The sequence below is a fragment of the Kitasatospora sp. NPDC053308 genome (genome assembly GCF_055585785.1).
The window spans coordinates 293,727-309,657 of sequence record NZ_JBVJJY010000009.1 but is presented as its reverse complement, the minus strand read 5'-3'; the positions used below and the strand labels follow the sequence as shown (position 1 = coordinate 309,657).

General features: G+C 75.1%; 17 protein-coding genes. 10 read left to right on the top strand and 7 right to left on the bottom strand.

All coding sequences use genetic code 11. The annotated features are described in order from the left end of the window. Nucleotides 1–120 precede the first annotated feature (120 nt). The 5 genes from ACZ6Y7_RS22260 (at nucleotide 121) to ACZ6Y7_RS22240 (ending at nucleotide 5,107) form a co-directional block, all read left to right on the top strand. A complete protein-coding gene (locus ACZ6Y7_RS22260) occupies nucleotides 121–855 on the top strand; it encodes an alpha/beta fold hydrolase (RefSeq protein ID WP_465759640.1) in 735 nt (244 codons plus the stop codon). 201 nt (nucleotides 856–1,056) lie between these two features. After that, on the top strand, nucleotides 1,057–1,512 hold the full coding sequence (locus tag ACZ6Y7_RS22255) for an OsmC family protein (protein WP_465759639.1): 456 nt from the start codon (nucleotides 1,057–1,059) through the stop codon (nucleotides 1,510–1,512). Then, on the top strand, nucleotides 1,509–2,951 hold the full coding sequence (locus ACZ6Y7_RS22250) for a dihydrolipoyl dehydrogenase family protein (protein WP_465759638.1): 1,443 nt from the start codon (nucleotides 1,509–1,511) through the stop codon (nucleotides 2,949–2,951). Before ACZ6Y7_RS22255 ends, ACZ6Y7_RS22250 begins: the two co-directional genes overlap by 4 nt. Nucleotides 2,952–3,122: 171 nt before the next feature. Next, nucleotides 3,123–4,217: a WD40/YVTN/BNR-like repeat-containing protein gene (locus ACZ6Y7_RS22245; protein WP_465759637.1), complete on the top strand. Its 1,095-nt coding sequence runs from the start codon at nucleotides 3,123–3,125 to the stop codon at nucleotides 4,215–4,217. 134 nt (nucleotides 4,218–4,351) lie between these two features. Beyond that, nucleotides 4,352–5,107 (top strand): GNAT family N-acetyltransferase, encoded by a 756-nt coding sequence (locus ACZ6Y7_RS22240; protein ID WP_465759636.1) that lies wholly within the window; start codon nucleotides 4,352–4,354, stop codon nucleotides 5,105–5,107. 75 nt (nucleotides 5,108–5,182) lie between these two features. Here the strand turns inward: ACZ6Y7_RS22240 and ACZ6Y7_RS22235 are convergent, their stop codons facing one another. Continuing rightward, the gene (locus ACZ6Y7_RS22235) at nucleotides 5,183–6,136 is read right to left on the bottom strand and encodes a DUF4436 family protein (protein ID WP_465759635.1); all 954 of its coding nucleotides are present in this window, start codon (nucleotides 6,134–6,136) and stop codon (nucleotides 5,183–5,185) included. A gap of 153 nt (nucleotides 6,137–6,289) precedes the next feature. Here ACZ6Y7_RS22235 and ACZ6Y7_RS22230 point away from each other — a divergent pair, with 153 nt between their 5' ends. Continuing rightward, nucleotides 6,290–7,324 (top strand): LacI family DNA-binding transcriptional regulator, encoded by a 1,035-nt coding sequence (locus ACZ6Y7_RS22230; protein ID WP_465759634.1) that lies wholly within the window; start codon nucleotides 6,290–6,292, stop codon nucleotides 7,322–7,324. A gap of 75 nt (nucleotides 7,325–7,399) precedes the next feature. Here ACZ6Y7_RS22230 and ACZ6Y7_RS22225 read toward each other — a convergent pair whose 3' ends face one another. Further along, nucleotides 7,400–8,452, bottom strand: a complete 1,053-nt coding sequence (locus tag ACZ6Y7_RS22225) for a sphingomyelin phosphodiesterase (protein WP_465759633.1) — start codon at nucleotides 8,450–8,452, stop codon at nucleotides 7,400–7,402. A gap of 329 nt (nucleotides 8,453–8,781) precedes the next feature. Beyond that, nucleotides 8,782–9,300: a GNAT family N-acetyltransferase gene (locus tag ACZ6Y7_RS22220; RefSeq protein ID WP_465759632.1), complete on the bottom strand. Its 519-nt coding sequence runs from the start codon at nucleotides 9,298–9,300 to the stop codon at nucleotides 8,782–8,784. Between the two features lie 86 nt (nucleotides 9,301–9,386). Here ACZ6Y7_RS22220 and ACZ6Y7_RS22215 point away from each other — a divergent pair, with 86 nt between their 5' ends. Further along, nucleotides 9,387–10,502, top strand: coding sequence for a hypothetical protein (locus tag ACZ6Y7_RS22215; RefSeq protein WP_465759631.1), 1,116 nt, complete (start codon nucleotides 9,387–9,389; stop codon nucleotides 10,500–10,502). 24 nt (nucleotides 10,503–10,526) lie between these two features. On the opposite strand, the gene ACZ6Y7_RS22210 is transcribed toward ACZ6Y7_RS22215, so the two are convergent. Both ACZ6Y7_RS22210 and ACZ6Y7_RS22205 read right to left on the bottom strand, forming a co-directional pair. Continuing rightward, nucleotides 10,527–11,006, bottom strand: a complete 480-nt coding sequence (locus ACZ6Y7_RS22210) for a molybdopterin-dependent oxidoreductase (protein WP_465759630.1) — start codon at nucleotides 11,004–11,006, stop codon at nucleotides 10,527–10,529. A gap of 143 nt (nucleotides 11,007–11,149) precedes the next feature. Further along, nucleotides 11,150–11,560: a hypothetical protein gene (locus ACZ6Y7_RS22205; RefSeq protein ID WP_465759629.1), complete on the bottom strand. Its 411-nt coding sequence runs from the start codon at nucleotides 11,558–11,560 to the stop codon at nucleotides 11,150–11,152. A gap of 214 nt (nucleotides 11,561–11,774) precedes the next feature. On the opposite strand from ACZ6Y7_RS22205, the gene ACZ6Y7_RS22200 reads away from it, so the two are divergent. Continuing rightward, entirely contained in the window at nucleotides 11,775–12,128 is a 354-nt protein-coding gene (locus ACZ6Y7_RS22200) for a YciI family protein (RefSeq protein ID WP_465759628.1), read from the top strand. 111 nt (nucleotides 12,129–12,239) lie between these two features. Continuing rightward, nucleotides 12,240–13,475 (top strand): RNA polymerase sigma factor, encoded by a 1,236-nt coding sequence (locus tag ACZ6Y7_RS22195; protein ID WP_465759627.1) that lies wholly within the window; start codon nucleotides 12,240–12,242, stop codon nucleotides 13,473–13,475. A gap of 189 nt (nucleotides 13,476–13,664) precedes the next feature. Here ACZ6Y7_RS22195 and ACZ6Y7_RS22190 read toward each other — a convergent pair whose 3' ends face one another. Further along, nucleotides 13,665–14,132, bottom strand: coding sequence for a MarR family winged helix-turn-helix transcriptional regulator (locus ACZ6Y7_RS22190; protein WP_465759681.1), 468 nt, complete (start codon nucleotides 14,130–14,132; stop codon nucleotides 13,665–13,667). 132 nt (nucleotides 14,133–14,264) lie between these two features. Here ACZ6Y7_RS22190 and ACZ6Y7_RS22185 point away from each other — a divergent pair, with 132 nt between their 5' ends. Beyond that, nucleotides 14,265–15,047 (top strand): dioxygenase family protein, encoded by a 783-nt coding sequence (locus ACZ6Y7_RS22185; protein WP_465759626.1) that lies wholly within the window; start codon nucleotides 14,265–14,267, stop codon nucleotides 15,045–15,047. Between the two features lie 138 nt (nucleotides 15,048–15,185). Here the strand turns inward: ACZ6Y7_RS22185 and ACZ6Y7_RS22180 are convergent, their stop codons facing one another. Beyond that, a complete protein-coding gene (locus tag ACZ6Y7_RS22180) occupies nucleotides 15,186–15,842 on the bottom strand; it encodes an NAD(P)-dependent oxidoreductase (RefSeq protein WP_465759625.1) in 657 nt (218 codons plus the stop codon). Nucleotides 15,843–15,931: the final 89 nt, after the last annotated feature.

The following is a 15,931-nucleotide window of genomic DNA, read 5'->3' as shown; positions in this document are numbered from 1 at the left end:
CTGCGCCCGTGCGGCCCGGGGCCCGTCCCCGGGCCGCACGCGGCAATGCGGACACCGTCTGACCTCATTCGCTCCTAGAGTCGTCGGCGACGAAGGCCGCCGACGAAGGAGTGATGCGCCATGAGCACGTTCGTACTGGTCCCCGGGTTCTGGCTGGGCGCGTGGGCCTGGGACGAGGTGGCCGCACCGCTGCGCGCCGCCGGACACCGCGTCCACCCGGTGACCATGCCCGGGGTGGCCGAACGGGCGGGCGAGAGCGGTGCTTCCGGACTGGAGGGCCAGATCGCCGGCCTAGCCGAGCTGCTGGTCCGCGAGGACCTGTGGGACGTCGTGGCGGTCGCCCACAGCGGCGCGTGCGCCCCGGTGGGCGGGCTCGCGGACCGGATGCCCGAGCGGATCCGCCGGGTGGTCTACCTGGACAGCGGACCGATGACCGACGGCGGTTCGCTGTACGACCTCTGGCAGCCCGACTACCGCGCGGCGGCCGACGCGGCGGTGGTCGACGGCCGGCTGCCGATGCCGTCCTGGGAGTTCCTCACCGCGCACGGCGCGAGCGCGGAGGGCCTGGACGACGCCGCGCTGGCCCGGATCCGTGCCCGGGCCACCCCGCAGCCGGCCGGGGCGTACCGGGACCGGCTGCGGCTGACCGGCGCCGGGGCCGACCTGCCGCAGGCCCTGGTGTCCTGCTCGTTCCCGCTCGCCCAGGTGCGGGCGCTGATCGCGTCCGGCCACCCGGGGTTCGCCGGGCTCGACGGACCGAACTGGGAGTTGCGCGAACTGCCCACCGGGCACTGGCCGATGTTCTCCCGCCCGGCCGACACGGCGGCGGTGCTCGCGGAACTCGCCGAGGTCTGAGCCCGCCACGGGGCCCGTGCGGGGCCCGTCCAGGGGACCGTGCAGGGGACCGTGCAGGGGACCGTGCAGGGGACCGGACGGCTGTTCCGCGGGTGCCCTGCGGTGTCCCCGGCGCGCCCGAAGCGTGTCCGTCCGTCGCGCGGGCCCGCCCGGCCCGGCAGGATGGGCCCCACGCCGTAGCCGAGCGAAGAGCGAGCCTCCATGCCCGAGCAGTCCAGCCGTACCGAACCGCCCGCCGCCGAGCCCGGGTTCAGACGGGTCACCACGGCGCTGGTCACCGGGAGCGCCGCCGACGCGCCGTACCGCGTGGACGTCAGGGCGGGCACCCACCCGCTGACCTCCGACGAACCGGCGCGCCGCGGCGGCTCGGACGGCGGGCCGGAGCCGTTCGCGCTCCTGCTCGCCTCGCTCGGCTCCTGCACCGCGATCACCCTGCGGATGTACGCCGAGCGCAAGTCGTGGCCACTGGAGGTGGTCCGGGTCAGGCTCGGGTACGAGTCGGACGGGAGCCGGGGCCGGATCTCCCGCCGGGTCGCCCTGACCGGCGGCCTGGACGGGGACCAGCGCGCCCGGTTGCTCGACATCTGCGAACGCACGCCCGTCACCCTCGCGCTGCGCGCCGGGGTGGCCATCGAGACGACGGAGGACCGGACATGACCAGCACCGCCGAGGAGTACGACGTCATCGTCCTGGGGGCCGGCCCGACCGGCGAGAACGTGGCGGACCGGACGGTCGCCGCGGGCCTGCGCACGGTGATCGTGGAGGCCGAACTGGTCGGCGGCGAGTGCTCGTACTGGGCCTGCATGCCGAGCAAGGCGCTGCTGCGCCCGGTGGCCGCGCTGGCCGACGCCCGCGCCGTGGCCGGCTCCCGGGAGGCGGTCGGCGACGGGCGGCTGGACCCGTCCGCGGTGCTGGCCCGGCGGGACTCCTTCGCCTCGAACTGGAGCGACGACGGCCAGGTGCGGTGGCTGCGGGACACCGGCATCGAGCTGGTGCGCGGCCACGGCCGGCTGGCCGGCGAGCGGACGGTGACGGTGGAGGCCGAGGACGGCAGCGAGCGGGTGCTCACCGCCCGCCACGCCGTCGCGGTGTGCACCGGCAGCCGTCCGGTGCTGCCCGGGCACGTGCCGGGGCTCGCCGAGGCGCACCCCTGGACCAACCGGGAGGCGACCGGCGCGCCCGCCGTCCCCGGACGGCTGGCGGTGGTCGGCGGCGGCGTGGTCGGGGTGGAGATGGCCACCGCCTGGCGGGCGCTCGGCGCCGAGGTGGTGCTGCTGGTGCGCGGCGACGCGCTGCTGCCCAAGATGGAGCCGTTCGCCGGCGAGCTGGTCGCCGAGGGCTTGCGGGCGGCCGGGGTGGACCTGCGTTTCGGCACCGAGGTGACCGCCCTGGAGCGGGCGGACGGCTCCGGACCGGTGACCCTCACCCTCAAGGACGGCGAGCGGCTGACCGCCGACGAGGTGCTGTACGCGACCGGCCGGGCGCCGCGCACCGCCGACATCGGGCTGGAGCAGGTCGGGCTGAAGCCGGGCGACTGGCTGGAGGTGGACGACAGCTGCACGGTGCTCGGTGTGGACGGCGGATGGCTGTACGCCGCCGGGGACGTCAACCACCGGGCGCTGCTCACCCACCAGGGCAAGTACCAGGCCCGGATCGCGGGCGCGACCATCGCCGCCCGCGCCCAGGGGCGCCCGCTCGACACCGCGCGCTGGGGCGCGCACGCCGCGTCGGCCGACCTCGCGGGTGCGCCGCAGGTCGTGTTCACGCAACCGGAGGTCGCCGCCGTCGGCCTCACCCTGGCCGCCGCCGAGGAGGCCGGACTGCGGGTGAAGACCGTCGACCACGACCTCGGCGCCGTCGCCGGGGCCTCGCTGTACGGCGACGACTACCGCGGCCGGGCCCGGGTGGTCTTCGACCTGGACCGCGAGGTGCTGGTCGGCGCCTGCCTGGTCGGCCCCGGGGTGGCCGAGCTGCTGCACTCGGCGACCGTCGCGGTCGTCGGCGAGGTGCCGATCGACCGGCTCTGGCACGCCGTTCCCGCGTACCCGACGATGAGCGAGGTCTGGCTGCGCCTGCTGGAGGGCTGCCGGGGGTAGCCGGGCGCGCGGGTGGCTGCGGGGGCCTCGGACGGCGGGCCGGCCCCCACGGCCGGACGGACGGCCTTCCGGGTGAACGGCGCGGCGGGATGTGACCACCGGTGGACGGCGGGACACTGGCAGTCGGGGGCCGTCCCGGGGGGCCGTGCTCGTGATCAGGTGGTGTGAGGCATGACCGAGGTGCTGTTGGCGGTCGGAACCGAGAAGGGCCTCTTCCTCGGCCGCAGCCGCGACCGGCTGGCGTGGGAGTTCAGCGGGCCGCACTTCCCGATGAACGCGATCTACTCCGTCTCCATCGACGGCCGCGACGGCCGGACCAGGCTGCTGGCCGGTGCCGACAGCAGCCACTGGGGGCCCTCGGTCTGGCGCTCCGACGACCTCGGCGCGCACTGGTACGAGCCGCCGCAGCCGGCCATCCGCTTCCCCGAGTCCACCGGTGCCTCACTCACCCGGGTCTGGCAGCTGCAGCCCGCCGGGACGGAGGCCCCCGGCGTGGTCTACGCGGGCACCGAGCCCGCCGCGCTGTTCCGCTCCACCGACGGCGGCGAGACCTTCGCCCTGGTCGAGTCGCTCTGGGAGCACCCGCAGCGGCCGCAGTGGGGCGCCGGCTACGGCGGCCAGGGCCTGCACACCATCCTCACCGACCCGCGCGACCCGCAGCGGCTGCTGGTCGCCGTCTCCAGCGGCGGCGTCTACCGCAGCAAGGACGGCGGCGACAGCTGGGAGCCGTCCAACACCGGGCTGCGCGCCGAATTCTTCCCGCCGGACAGCCAGTACCCCGAGTTCGGCCAGTGCGTGCACAAGATCGCCCCGGACCCGGTCCACCAGGACCGCCTCTACCTGCAGAACCACGGCGGCGTCTACCGCAGCGACGACTGGGGCGGCAGCTGGCGCTCGATCGTCGACGGACTGCCCGCCGAGTTCGGCTTCGCCATCGCCGCGCACCCCCGTCGGGGCGACACCGCCTACCTCTTCCCGCTCGGCGGCTCCGACGACCGCATCCCGCCCGGCCGCCGCTGCCGGGTCTTCCGCACCACCGACGGCGGCGGCAGCTGGCAGCAGCTCGCCGAGGGCCTGCCCGGCGAGGACCACTACGGCATCGTGCTGCGCGACGCCCTGCGCACCGACGACGCCGAACCGGCCGGCATCTACTTCGGCAACCGGACGGGCGACGTGTACGGCAGCCGGGACGAGGGCGAGAGCTGGTCGCTGCTGCTCTCCCACCTGCCCGACGTGCTGTGCGTCCGCGCGGCGGTGGTGGCCTGAGCCGACCCCGGCCTCCGGTGACCTCGGCGGCCTGAGCACCGCCGCCGGAAAACCGGTTGCCCCAGGCACCCCGTCGTGGTGAGCATGGGCCGTCGGCGAACGGTCCCGGTGAACGCGGTGACGAGGGGTGGGCCATGGCGGAGTCGGACCGGGTGGTCAGGCACGACGGCGCGGGCACGGCGGTGCTGAGCTACCGGCCGGGCGAGCGGGACGGCCGGCCCTGGGCCGACCTGCTGGAGGTGCTGGACGACTCGGTGGACGCGGTCGGGTACATCCGGGCCGAGCTGCCCGGGTGGGTGGTCTCCGGCAGTCCCGAACTCGGGCGGCGGCTGGTGGCCGACGGCGCGCGGCTGCTGCGGCACGCCCACACCTTCCGGCGCGACCTGCGCGCCGACCCGCCGCCCGCCGACTGGGCCGGGGCACCGCTGCGCGAGGGCCTGCGGGCCGTCCCCTGCGACCGGGCGCCCGAGGACCTGTTCGCATCCTGGCGGGCGGCCTTCGGGCCCGGGCACGTCGACCACTTCCCCGGCGACGACGCCCGGGCGCTCGACGAAAGGCTCGGGCTGCTGCTCGCCGGGAAGGCCGTCGGCCCGGTGCTGCCCTCCAGCCTGCTCGCCGTGGACGCCGAGGAACGTGTCGTCGGCGCGGTGGTCCTGACCGACCGCGACGGCCTGCCGTGGGTCGCCGAGGTCTTCCGGCACCCGCGGCGCGGCTACCGCGGCCTCGGCGCGGACCTGCTGCGGCGGGCGGTCGCGGATGCCGCCGCCCGCGGGACCGCCGAGCTGTACCTGGCGGTGTCCGAGGGCAACCCGGCCCGTCGGCTGTACGAATCGCTGGGCTTCCGGCTGCGGGCGACCTCGCTGACGGTGATCGTGCCGGACGCCGGCTGACCGGACGCCGGCTGAGCGGACGCCGGCTGAGCCGAGTGGCCCCGGGCGGGAGCACCCGCCGCCCGCCGCCGGCGGCTACGGGCTCGGCCGGTGCGCGCCCTCGATCCGGGCGCCGCGCACCACGACCATGGTCAGACTGACCGCGACCAGCAGCTCCGCCCAGAAGAAGGCCGCGTAGTCCAGCAGCGAGCCGATCGGCGGGTTGCCGGGCGCGGCGTTGCGCATGCCGACGAGGGCGAACAGGGTGGCGGCCATCCAGCTGAGGGCGGGCCAGATGATCCCGCGCCGCTGCCGCACGATCAGCCAGGCCGCCACCAGCGCGGACAGCGCCAGCGCCCACATCGCCGCCATCATGAACCAGGCCAGGATGAAGGTGCTGCGCGAGCGGCCGATCCGTTCCTGCGCCCCGACGACGCCGTCCCGGGTCTCCGTCGCGCCCTGCCGGAAGGCGAAGAACGGCTCGCTCTCCTCGACCCTCATCACCGCCGGAGCGGGCCGGCCGCCGACCGTCGCCCGGAAGCCGACGTCCGCGCGGTAGCTGTCGAAGGGGTAGTCGGTGATCCGCCCGTTCGCCAGGCTGAACGCCACGGTGCTGTAGGCGATCTGCTGGCCGGCCCGGTACGTGAGCGAGGTCTGCTCCAGCGAGGTGGTCTCCACGACCACGTCCTGCGCCGGGACCAGCGACTCGTCCGGTGCCTCCAGCAGCGCGCCGTGCGGCTGGACCAGGACCTTCGTGGTGAGCGTCTGCGCCGCCGCGTCGACCCGCTGCAGCACCACGTTCACCTCCAGGTAGTCCGGGCCGGGCGCGGTGCCCACCACCTGGACGTGTCCCCGGCTGGACCGCTCGTCGAGGTAGAGCAGCAGGCCGGCGACGACCGACAGCACGATCGCCGTCGCGACGGCGTAGGCCCTCCACGGCCTGACCTTGGGCCGGGTGGCGCTCACGGCCCGCACCCGGGTGTGGATGCGGACCCGCGGGCGGGTGTCGGGTCGCGGTGACCGGGTGGCCCGGCGCTGCGGCGTGCTCATCGACCTGCTCCCACGGTCGGCGGCGGCCCGAACGCCGCCCGTCCCGCAAGCGTCGGCACCGCACCACCCGTCCCGCAAGCCCCGACGGCCGATCGGGGCCCGCCGGGGCACGGGAAACCGGCTGGTCGGAGGTGCTGTGTAGGCTCAACGGTCATGGCGAGGGTGACACGGGACGATGTGGCGCGGGCAGCGGGGACGTCCACGGCGGTCGTGAGTTATGTGATCAACGACGGACCGCGGCCGGTCGCGCCGGCGACCCGGGCGCGGGTGCTCGCGGCGGTGGAGGAACTCGGCTACCGGCCCAACCGGGTCGCCCAGGCGATGGCGCGACGGCGCACCAACCTCCTCGGGATGGTCGTGCCGGACGCCCGGCAGCCGTTCTTCGCCGGGCTCGCGCACGCCGTCGAGCAGGCCGCCGCCGACCACGGCCGGCTGCTGCTGATCGGCAACTCCGACTACGCCGACGAGCGCGAGGCGCACTACATCCGGGCCTTCCTGGGGATGCAGGTGGACGGCCTGATCCTGGTCACCCAGGACCCGGCCACCCCCGGCCTGACCGGTTTCGACGTCGCCGACGGCACTCCGGTGGTGCTGCTGCACCACCGCGCGGAGAGCGCCCACGGCGTGGCCGTGGTCGCCGACGACGAGGGCGGCGCCCGCGCGGTGGTCCGCCACCTGCTCGGGCACGGTCACCCCGAGGTGCACTGCTTCGGCGGGACGCTCGCGCTCAGCCCGCACGACCCGGTCACCGCGCGGACGGCCGGCTGGGTCGCCGCGCTGGAGGAGGCCGGGCTGCCCGTCGAGGGGCGGCTCACCCCGGCCCCGTTCGACCGCGTCCGGGCGCACGCCGAGGCGCTCGCCCTGCTGGCCCGGCCCGACCGCCCGTCCGCGGTGTTCTGCGCGACGGACGACCAGGCGATCGGCCTGCTGCGGGCCGCCGACGACCTGGGCATCCGGGTGCCGGAGGACCTCGCGGTGGCCGGTTTCGACGACATCGCCGAGGCGGTGATCGCCGGGCCGGCGCTGACCACCGTCACCACCGCGCAGGACGAAATGGCCCGCGCGGCGCTGGACCTCGTGCTGGGCGGGCCGGAGCTGCGCGCGGCCGGCGCCCGGACCTTCCCGGCCCGTCTGGTGGTGCGCCGCTCCTGCGGCTGCCCGGGCGCGGGGCGGGCAGCACGGGGCTGACGCCGACGGGCCGGGCGGCGCCGACGCCGACGGGCCGGGCGGCGCCGGGCCTGACGCCGGGCCGGGCGGCGCGCGTCAGTTCAGCCGGAAGGTCGCCTCGACCGGGTAGTGGTCGCTGGGCGCGTTGGTGTCGAGCTGACCCGGCGCCCAGCCGGCCTGGGGGTCGAAGTCGACCTTGACGTTCGACATCGCGGCCGGCACCGGGCGGCCCGGGGCGTTGAGGTACCCGATGTAGTCGAGGACGTCCCGGTAGTCCTTGGGGAAGGTCTCGACGCCGGACATGTACTGGCACCAGGCGGAGACCGAGCAGTCCATGGTGGCCAGGTTCTGGGTCGGGTCGGTGGCGGGGGTGCCGAGCACGCCGTTCACCGCGTTCTGCGCGTTGGTGTGGTCGCCGCGGCTCTGCCCATGGACGTACTCCACGTTGAGGTCGCCGCCGATCAGCACCGGCGCGGCGCTGCCGACGATCCCGTCGACCCAGGCGCGGATCTCGGCGAGCTGGCCGAGCCGGGTGGACTGGGTGGTGTCGGTGGAGACGTCCGACTCGTCGGCCTGCAGGTGGGTGCCGACCACCCAGGCGGTGCTGCCGTTCTTGGTGACCTTCACCAGCGCCGCGCCCTTGTTGGCGTGGTAGTCCCAGGTGCCGTACGTCGAGTTGCCGAAGACGTGGGCGTACTGGGCGCTGATCGGGTACTTGGAGAGGATCATCGTGCCGCCGTTGATGACGAACCACGAGTTGGAGCAGTTGCCGCTCACGCCGGTCCAGCCGCCGCCGGAGCAGGTGCCGCCGACCACCGGGGTGCGGTACGGGTAGAGGTCGGCGAGCTTGGCGTTGATGTCGGCGGTCGAGCTGTTGTTGAACTGCTCGTCCAGGATGACGACGTCGGCGCTGTGCTGACGGACGATCTGCTCGATCACCGGGGTGCGGCGGGCGGCCTGCTCGTTCTCCGCCGTGTCGACGACGGCGGTGCCGAGGTCGACGTTGAAGGCGAAGACGGACAGCGTGGTGGGGCTCGCCGGGGTGGGACCCGCCGGGGTGCCGGCGGTGGCGACCGGGGCGGTGCCGCCGAGCAGCAGTGCGGCGGCGGCCGCCGAGGTGAGGGCGGTGGCCGTACGACGCGAGAGCATGGGCGTTCTCCTGGGGGTTCGTCTACCCTGCGGGGCCCGGGCCGGGGGTGTCCGGCCGCCGGGCGTGGCGGAGGAACGCTAGCTACTGCTCGGTACATCGGGGAGAACGCCAGGGGATCAGTTCCAGCCGATCACGTGGCCGCGAGATGTCTGTACAGCTCCGGATGGATAGACGACAAGATGTCTGTACACCTGTCTGTACACCCCATACTGTCCGTCGTGCCGGGCGCCGGGGGTCGGAGGTCGGGGCCGGGCGTCGGGCGTCGGGGGTGGGCCTGGGGCCGGGGTCGGGCGTCGGAGGTCGGGCGCGGGGACCGGGCGAACGGCCTTCAGCCGTCGAGGAGTTCGTCTGCGAGCAGGTCCATCAGCAGGTTGTCGTGCCAGGTGCCGTCCGACCCTCGCTCGTACTGGCGCATGGTGCCGACCGGGCGGAAGCCGACCTTGGTGTAGCAGCGGATCGCGGCCAGGTTGTCCGCGGCCGGGTCGATCGCCAGCCGGTGGTAGTGGTGCTCCTGCACCAGGTACCGGGCCATCGTCCGCACCGCGTCCGTGCCCAGGCCCAGGCCGTGCACGGTCGGGTCGAGGTAGAGGTCCATCCCCGCGTGCCGGTACTCGTCGTCGTTGTTGGCGTACCACTGGATGGCGCCGACCACCTGGCCGCCCAGGTCGATCGCGAAGGTCTCGGTGTCGGGCGATTCCAGGTCGTTGGCGACCTCGGCCGGCAGGTCGTCGCCACCACGCCAGCGGGCGAACACCTCCGGCGTGCCGCGGATGGCCGCCAGGGCCGGGATGTCGTCGGTGGTGGCCGGCCGGAGGGTGACCAGCGCGCCGTGCAGAATCGTCCCCATATGGGGCATGTTGGCACGGAAACCCGGCTCCGGCGAGACGTTTTACCGCTTTGCCCGTACCTCCGCGACCCGGGATGATCTCCGCCGTGAGCTACCTCGTCATCGGTCTGACGATCGTCCTCGCCTACGTCGCCGTCATCACGGTCCGCAAGAACAGGGCCCGGCGCTGGGCCCGCACCGCGTACGACGCCCCCGCGTACGGCATGGTCCCCCGCGACCGGCTCGACCCGGGCCGCGCCGGGCCGCCGCTGCCGCGGCACCTCCGGCAGGAGCGGCAGGCGGTAGCCGATGCGGCCTGGGCCGGGAACTGGAAGCCCGCCGCCGGGTACATCGAGGCCGCCGGGCAGGACTGGGACGAGCACTGGTTGCGATTCGAGCTGCTGGACTCCGTCGCCCACCGGGACGAGGGCTGGCTGAGGGCCTGGCGCGCGGCCGACCCGGGCAGTTGCGACGCGGCGGCCCTGGAGGCCCACCGGATGGTGCGCGCGGCCTGGGCGGTCCGCGGCTCCGCCCCCGCGGACGAGGTGCCGGAGGCGGACATGCGGGCCTTCCGGGCCATGCTGCCCGCGGCCATCGAGGCCGCCCGGCGGGCCGCGCGGCTCGACCCCGCCAATCCCGCGCCCTGGGTGGTCATGGTGGCCGCCGCCCGCGGCGCCCGGTACACGCCCGAACAGTTCCGGGAGGTGTGGCACGGACTGGTGGAGCGGGCGCCGTACCACTACGAGGGTCACTGGCAGGGCATGCAGTACTGGTGCGCCAAGTGGTCCGGCTCGGACAAGAAGATGCTGGCCTTCGCCCGGCGGGCGATCAAGGCGGCGCCGGCCGGCAGCCCGCTGCCCGGCCTCTACCTGCACGCGCTCGGCGAGTTGGAGAGGCGAGGCACCCTCGGCGCGACGCTCGGCGGTGAGCTGGGCAGACAGCCGGTGCGGAAGGTGGCGGCCGCCCTGGCGCTGGTCCCGCCGGACGACGAGCGGCTGACGCCGCTGCGGCACCTGCTCGCCCACTACGCGGGCAGGGCCGAGCTGTACCGCATCGCGCTGGAGCAGTTCCGGGCGATCGGGCCGTGGTGCGGCTGCCCGCCCTGGACGAACGCGGCCGACCCGGTGGCCGCGTTCGACAGCGCCCGCGGGACGGCCGTCCGGCTCTCCCGCGCCAAGCCGCTGCCGCCGGAGCTGCGGCCCAAGGCGGCGCGGCAGCCGTAACGGGCCGCCGGGAGCGTGCGGCGGCTACCCGGCGGGAGGCGCCGGGTCGCCGAGGGGGCCGAGGGGGCCGAGGGGGCCGAGCCAGACGGCGGTGACGGCGCTGACGTAGCGGGCACCGCAGTGGTCGTCGGGCACGACGAGCTGGGGGCCGACGGCGTCCAGCGGGGTGCCGTCCATGCTGGTGGCCAGCAGGATCCGGCGGCCGCCGAAGTCCGGGTCGATCTCCGCCCAGGAGACCACCGCCCGGTGGCCGTCGGCCCCGACCACGGAGAGCAGGAAGCGCAGCCGCTGCTTGCGGCCGGAGAAGTCGATCCGGGGCCCGGCCGCGCGCAGCACGTCGAGCAGGGCCGGGCCCTCGTAGCCGTGGCGCTGCTCGCCCTCGGTCAGGCAGTCGAAGCCGACCTCGACCCGGTGGGCGGGCAGGGCGCGCAGCTGGTCGACGGTCAGCTCGGCGGGCCGGTCGAGGTGGCCGTGCAACCGGACGGTGGGTCTCGCGGGGGTCATGGCGCTCCTCCTCCGGGCCGCTGCGCCGCGGCCCGGAGGAGGATTACCCGACGGGCCGTCCAGTCATTCGCAGCTGCCAGGCTGAAAGCCGGTATTCAGTCGCAGCTGCGATGACGAACCGACCTTTCCGCCGGAATCTGCGCTCAGGACGCGGCGAACCCCAGCGCCCGGCGGACGTAGCGCATGTTGCCCGAGGCGCAGCCGATCAGCACCCGGCGCTCCCCCTCCCGGCACTCCATCACCGCCCAGCCCTTCTCGATCGTCTTCGGGTCGTCCGCGCGCCGCTTCCGGACCTCGACCAGCTCCATCCCGCTCGGCAGGTGGCGGGCCTGCGCGGTGTGCCCGCGGAGCGGCGAGATCGCCAGCGCGGTGGGCGAGGCGTGCAGGTACTCCGGCGTCGCGCGGCAGTACGGCCGGGCGCCGGTGACACAGCCCTCGAAGACCACCGCCCGCCCCTCGGCGGAGCCGTCGCGGTCCTTCCGCGCCTCCCCCTTCGAGTCGCCGATCGCGTCCGCCAGCACGTCGGCGACCACCTCCAGGATGTCCATGAGCATCCGTGTCCCCCCTCCACCGTCCCGCTCACGCGGACGCCATTCGATCACGGACGGCCCGCGCGGCGCGCCCCGGGTACCGCTGCCGGGCGCCCGGGGGGCGGGCTCCCGGAGCGGTCGGAGAATTCTTCGCGGCGGGTGTCGATCCGGCACCGGCCCGTTCGACGCAGGGGTGAGAGGCGGGGAGAGGCCCCGCCCGACCGACCGAGGAGTCACCATGCCGCGTTTCATGACGCTGATCCGGATCGACGAGCAGCACCGCGCCGGCTGGGAGCCGGACCCGGAGTTCGACCAGCGGATGGGGGCCCTGTTCGAGGAGATCAGCAAGGCCGGGGTGATGCTGGAGACCGCCTCGCTCACCCCGACCGCCCAGGGCAGCCGGGTGACCTGGAACGGCGGGACGGTCGGCTGCACCGACGGCCCGTTCACCGAGACCAAGGAGGTCATCGGCGGCTACGCCATCCTGCAGTGCAAGGACCACGCCGAGGCGCTGGAGTGGACCCGGCGCTTCCTGCGCGCCCACCCGGTGGACTGGCACGTCGAGGCCGAGGTCCGGCAGATCGCCGACTAGGGGCGTGCCCCGGTGGCGGCTCCGGTAGCGGCCCCGGTGGCGGCCCCGTGCCGCGGCCGCGGTGACGTCCGGGCCCGGGTTTGCCTCCCTCCCCGCCGACTGCTCTGATGGGTGGCCGTGACGGAGAGGGAGGCGGCCGAGGCCGTCGAGACGGTGTTCCGGATCGAGTCCGCGCGGATCATCGCCGGGGCGGCCCGGATCGTCCGGGACGTGGGCATCGCCGAGGAGCTGGCGCAGGACGCGCTGGTGGCCGCGCTGGAGCAGTGGCCGCGGGAGGGCGTCCCGGACAATCCGGGGGCCTGGCTGACGGCCGCCGCCAAGCGCCGGGCGATCGACCTGGTCCGCCGCCGGGAGGTCTACGCCCGCAAGCTGGCCGAGGTGGGGCGGTCGCTGGAGGACGTCCCGCCGCCGGAGCCGCCCGGGCCGGACGACATCGACGACGACCTGCTGCGGCTGATCTTCACCGCCTGCCACCCGGTGCTGTCCGCGGAGGCGCGGATCGCGCTCACCCTCCGGCTGCTCGGCGGGCTGGCCACCCCGGAGATCGCCCGCGCCTTCCTGGTGCCCGAGCCGACGGTGGCGCAGCGGATCGTCCGGGCGAAGCGGACGTTGGCGAAGGCGGCCGTGCCGTTCGAGGTGCCGTACGGGGAGGACCGCGCGCAGCGGCTGTCCTCGGTGCTGGAGGTCATCTACCTGGTCTTCAACGAGGGGTACTCGGCGACCGCGGGGGACGACCTGCTCCGGCCCCGGCTGTGCGAGGACGCGCTGCGGCTGGCCCGGGTGCTCGCCGCGCTGATGCCGGCCGAGCCGGAGGTGCACGGGCTGGCCGCGCTGCTGGAGTTCCAGGCCTCGCGCACGGCCGCCCGGACCGGGCCGGACGGCCGGCCGGTGCTGCTGGCGGACCAGAACCGGGCCCGCTGGGACGGGCTGCTGGTCCGGCGCGGCTTCGACGCCCTGCAGCGGGCCGGCACGGGGCCGTACTCGGTGCAGGCCGCGATCGCCGCCTGCCACGCGAAGGCGCGGCGGTACGCCGACACCGACTGGGCGACGATCGCCGCGCTGTACGAGCGGCTGCTGGCGCTCGCGCCGTCCCCGGTGGTGGCACTGAACCGGGCGGTGGCCGTCTCGATGGCCCAGGGCCCGGCGGCCGCACTGGAGTTGGTGGACGCGCTGGCGGCGGAGCCGACGCTGCGGGGCTACCACCTGCTGCCGAGCGTGCGGGGCGATCTGCTGGCCCGGCTGGGGCGGCCGGCGGAGGCGCGGGCGGAGTTCGAGCGGGCGGCGGAGCTGACCCGCAACGAGCGGGAGCGGCAGTTGCTGCGGGAACGGGCGGCGGGGCTCGCCTAGCGGGTTCCGCCCGGAGTGCGGGGGCGCGCTGGGGGGCGTCGCGCGGACTCGGTGGGCGGCTCGGGGTGCGGCGGGCGGGCCCAGGCGGTGCCGGGCGGGTTCAGGGGGCGTGGCTCAGGGGGTGTCGGCTCAGGGGGTGTCGGCTCGGGGGGTGTCGGCTCAGGGAGTTTCGGCTCAGGGGGTGTCGGCTCACGGAGTTTCGTCCTGGCGCAGGCGGGCGCTGACCGCGCCGAGGCCTTCCGCGAGGACGGTCAGCTGTTCGCGGGTGAGCACGTCGATCAGCAGCTCGCGGACCAGGGCGACGTGCCCGGGCGCGGCCTGGCGCAGCGTCTCCCGCCCCTGGTCGGTGAGTTCGGCGAAGACGCCGCGTACGTCGCTGGGACAGGAGCGGCGGGCGACCAGGCCCATCCGCTCCAGCTGGGTGACCTGGTAGGTCAGACCGCTCTTGGAGGTGACCAGCTTGTCGGCGAGTTCGGTCATCCGCAGCGAGTCGCCGGGGGCGGCGGACAGGTGCACCAGGATCTCGTACTGCTGGTGCGAGAGGCCGGAGTCCTCCTTGAGCTGGCGCTCCAGCCTGCGGTTCAGCAGGTTGCTCGCGACGACGAAGCCCCGCCAGGCGGCCATCTCGTCCTGGTCCAGCCAGCGGGGTTCGTTCAGTGAGGACATGAGGTGAAGCCTACTCCTGTTGTTCAAATTCGAACGAAGGTGTACCGTCGATCGCAGAGAGGTTCAAATTTGAACTACCACCGGGCGAGGTCCGGTGGCCGAACCGGTCCCGAGGAGGACGCCATGAGCGCCGCGGCCCCCGAGCGCATGCCCGCCCTGTACCTGTCGCACGGCGCTCCGCCACTGGCCGACGACCCGGTCTGGCCGGGCGAGCTCGCCGCCTGGTCCGCCGCCCTGCCCCGGCCGACGGCCGTCCTGATGGTCTCCGCCCACTGGGAGGAGGCGCCGCTCGCCCTCGGCGCCGTCACCACCGTCCCGCTGGTCTACGACTTCTGGGGCTTCCCCGAGCACTACTACCGCGTGCGGTACGCCGCGCCCGGCGCGCCCCAGCTCGCGGACCGCGTGCGCAAGCTGCTGCGCGCCCCCGGCACGCCCGTCCAGGACATCCCCGACCGCGGGCTCGACCACGGCGCCTACGTCCCGCTGGTGGAGATGTACCCGGAGGCCGACATCCCGGTGCTGCAGGTCTCGCTGCCCACCCTCGACCCGCAGCGGCTGCTGGAGATCGGCCGCAAGCTCGCCCCGCTGCGCGACGAGGGTGTGCTGATCGTCGGCAGCGGCTTCTTCACCCACAACCTGCGGGCGCTCAGCAACGACGGCCGGGTCACCTCGGTGATGGCCGAGTTCGACGACTGGGGCCGACGCGCCCTGGAAGCCCACGACCTGGACGCGCTGCTCGACTTCGAGCAGAAGGCCCCCGCCGGACGCCTCGCCCACCCGCGCACCGAGCACTTCGCCCCGCTGTTCGTCACCCTCGGCGCGGGCGAGGCCGACCTGGACAGCCAGCGCAGCGTCATCGACGGGTTCTGGATGGGCCTCGCCAAGCGCTCGATCCAGCTGGGCTGACGGGTCCCGCCCCGGGAGCGGGCGGCATCCCTGGAGCGCACGGCATCCGACGAGCGCACGGCGCTCGTAGGGCGCCCGGTGTCCGTAGCGCGCCCGGTGTCCGTCAAGCACACGGCCTGCCCGCAGAGCGCGGCATCCCTAGAGCGCGCAGCAGGTGAAGCGCTCGCCGATGTGCTCGGGCTGCTCGATCTCGTCCACCAGGGCGACCGCGTAGTCCGGCACCGAGATCCGGCTGCGGCCCTCGGCGTCGGTGAGCAGCTGCTCCAGACCGGTGCGGTAGTGGCCGGTCCGCTCCCCCGGGCCGATCTCGGCCGCCGGGCTGAGCACCGTCCAGCGGAGGTCGGAGACCGTCCGGTAGTAGTCCAGCGCCGCGCCGTGCGCGCGCATGATCTGCAGGACCGCCTCCGGCAGCCCCGGGGTGTCCCAGACCCGGACGCCCGGCGCGGTCTCCAGGCTGCCCGCGCCGCCGACCGCGATCAGCCGGGGCGCCCCGCCGTCCAGCCGGCGCAGGCCCTCCACCAGGGAGCGGGCGGCCGGCTCGATCAGCGCCAGGTGGCCCGGCCCGTCGCCGCCGCCGACCGCGCTCACCAGGACGTCCCGGCCGGCCGCGACCCGGGCCACGTCCGCGGGGTCCAAGACGTCCCCCCGTTCCACGGCGGCCGGCGCGCCCGCCCCGGCCCGGTAGCGGGCCGGGTCGCGGACCACGGCGGTGACCTCGTGCCCGCGGGCCACCGCCTCCGCGACGACGGCGCTGCCGATGGTGCCGTTGGCGCCGATCACGGCGATCCTGGCCATGGGTACCTGCCTGGGTTCTCGGGGGGCCTCACCGGCGCCGGACAGGGTCGATTATCGGACGGAAACCCCGAGCAGCGGCCCGCGGCTTC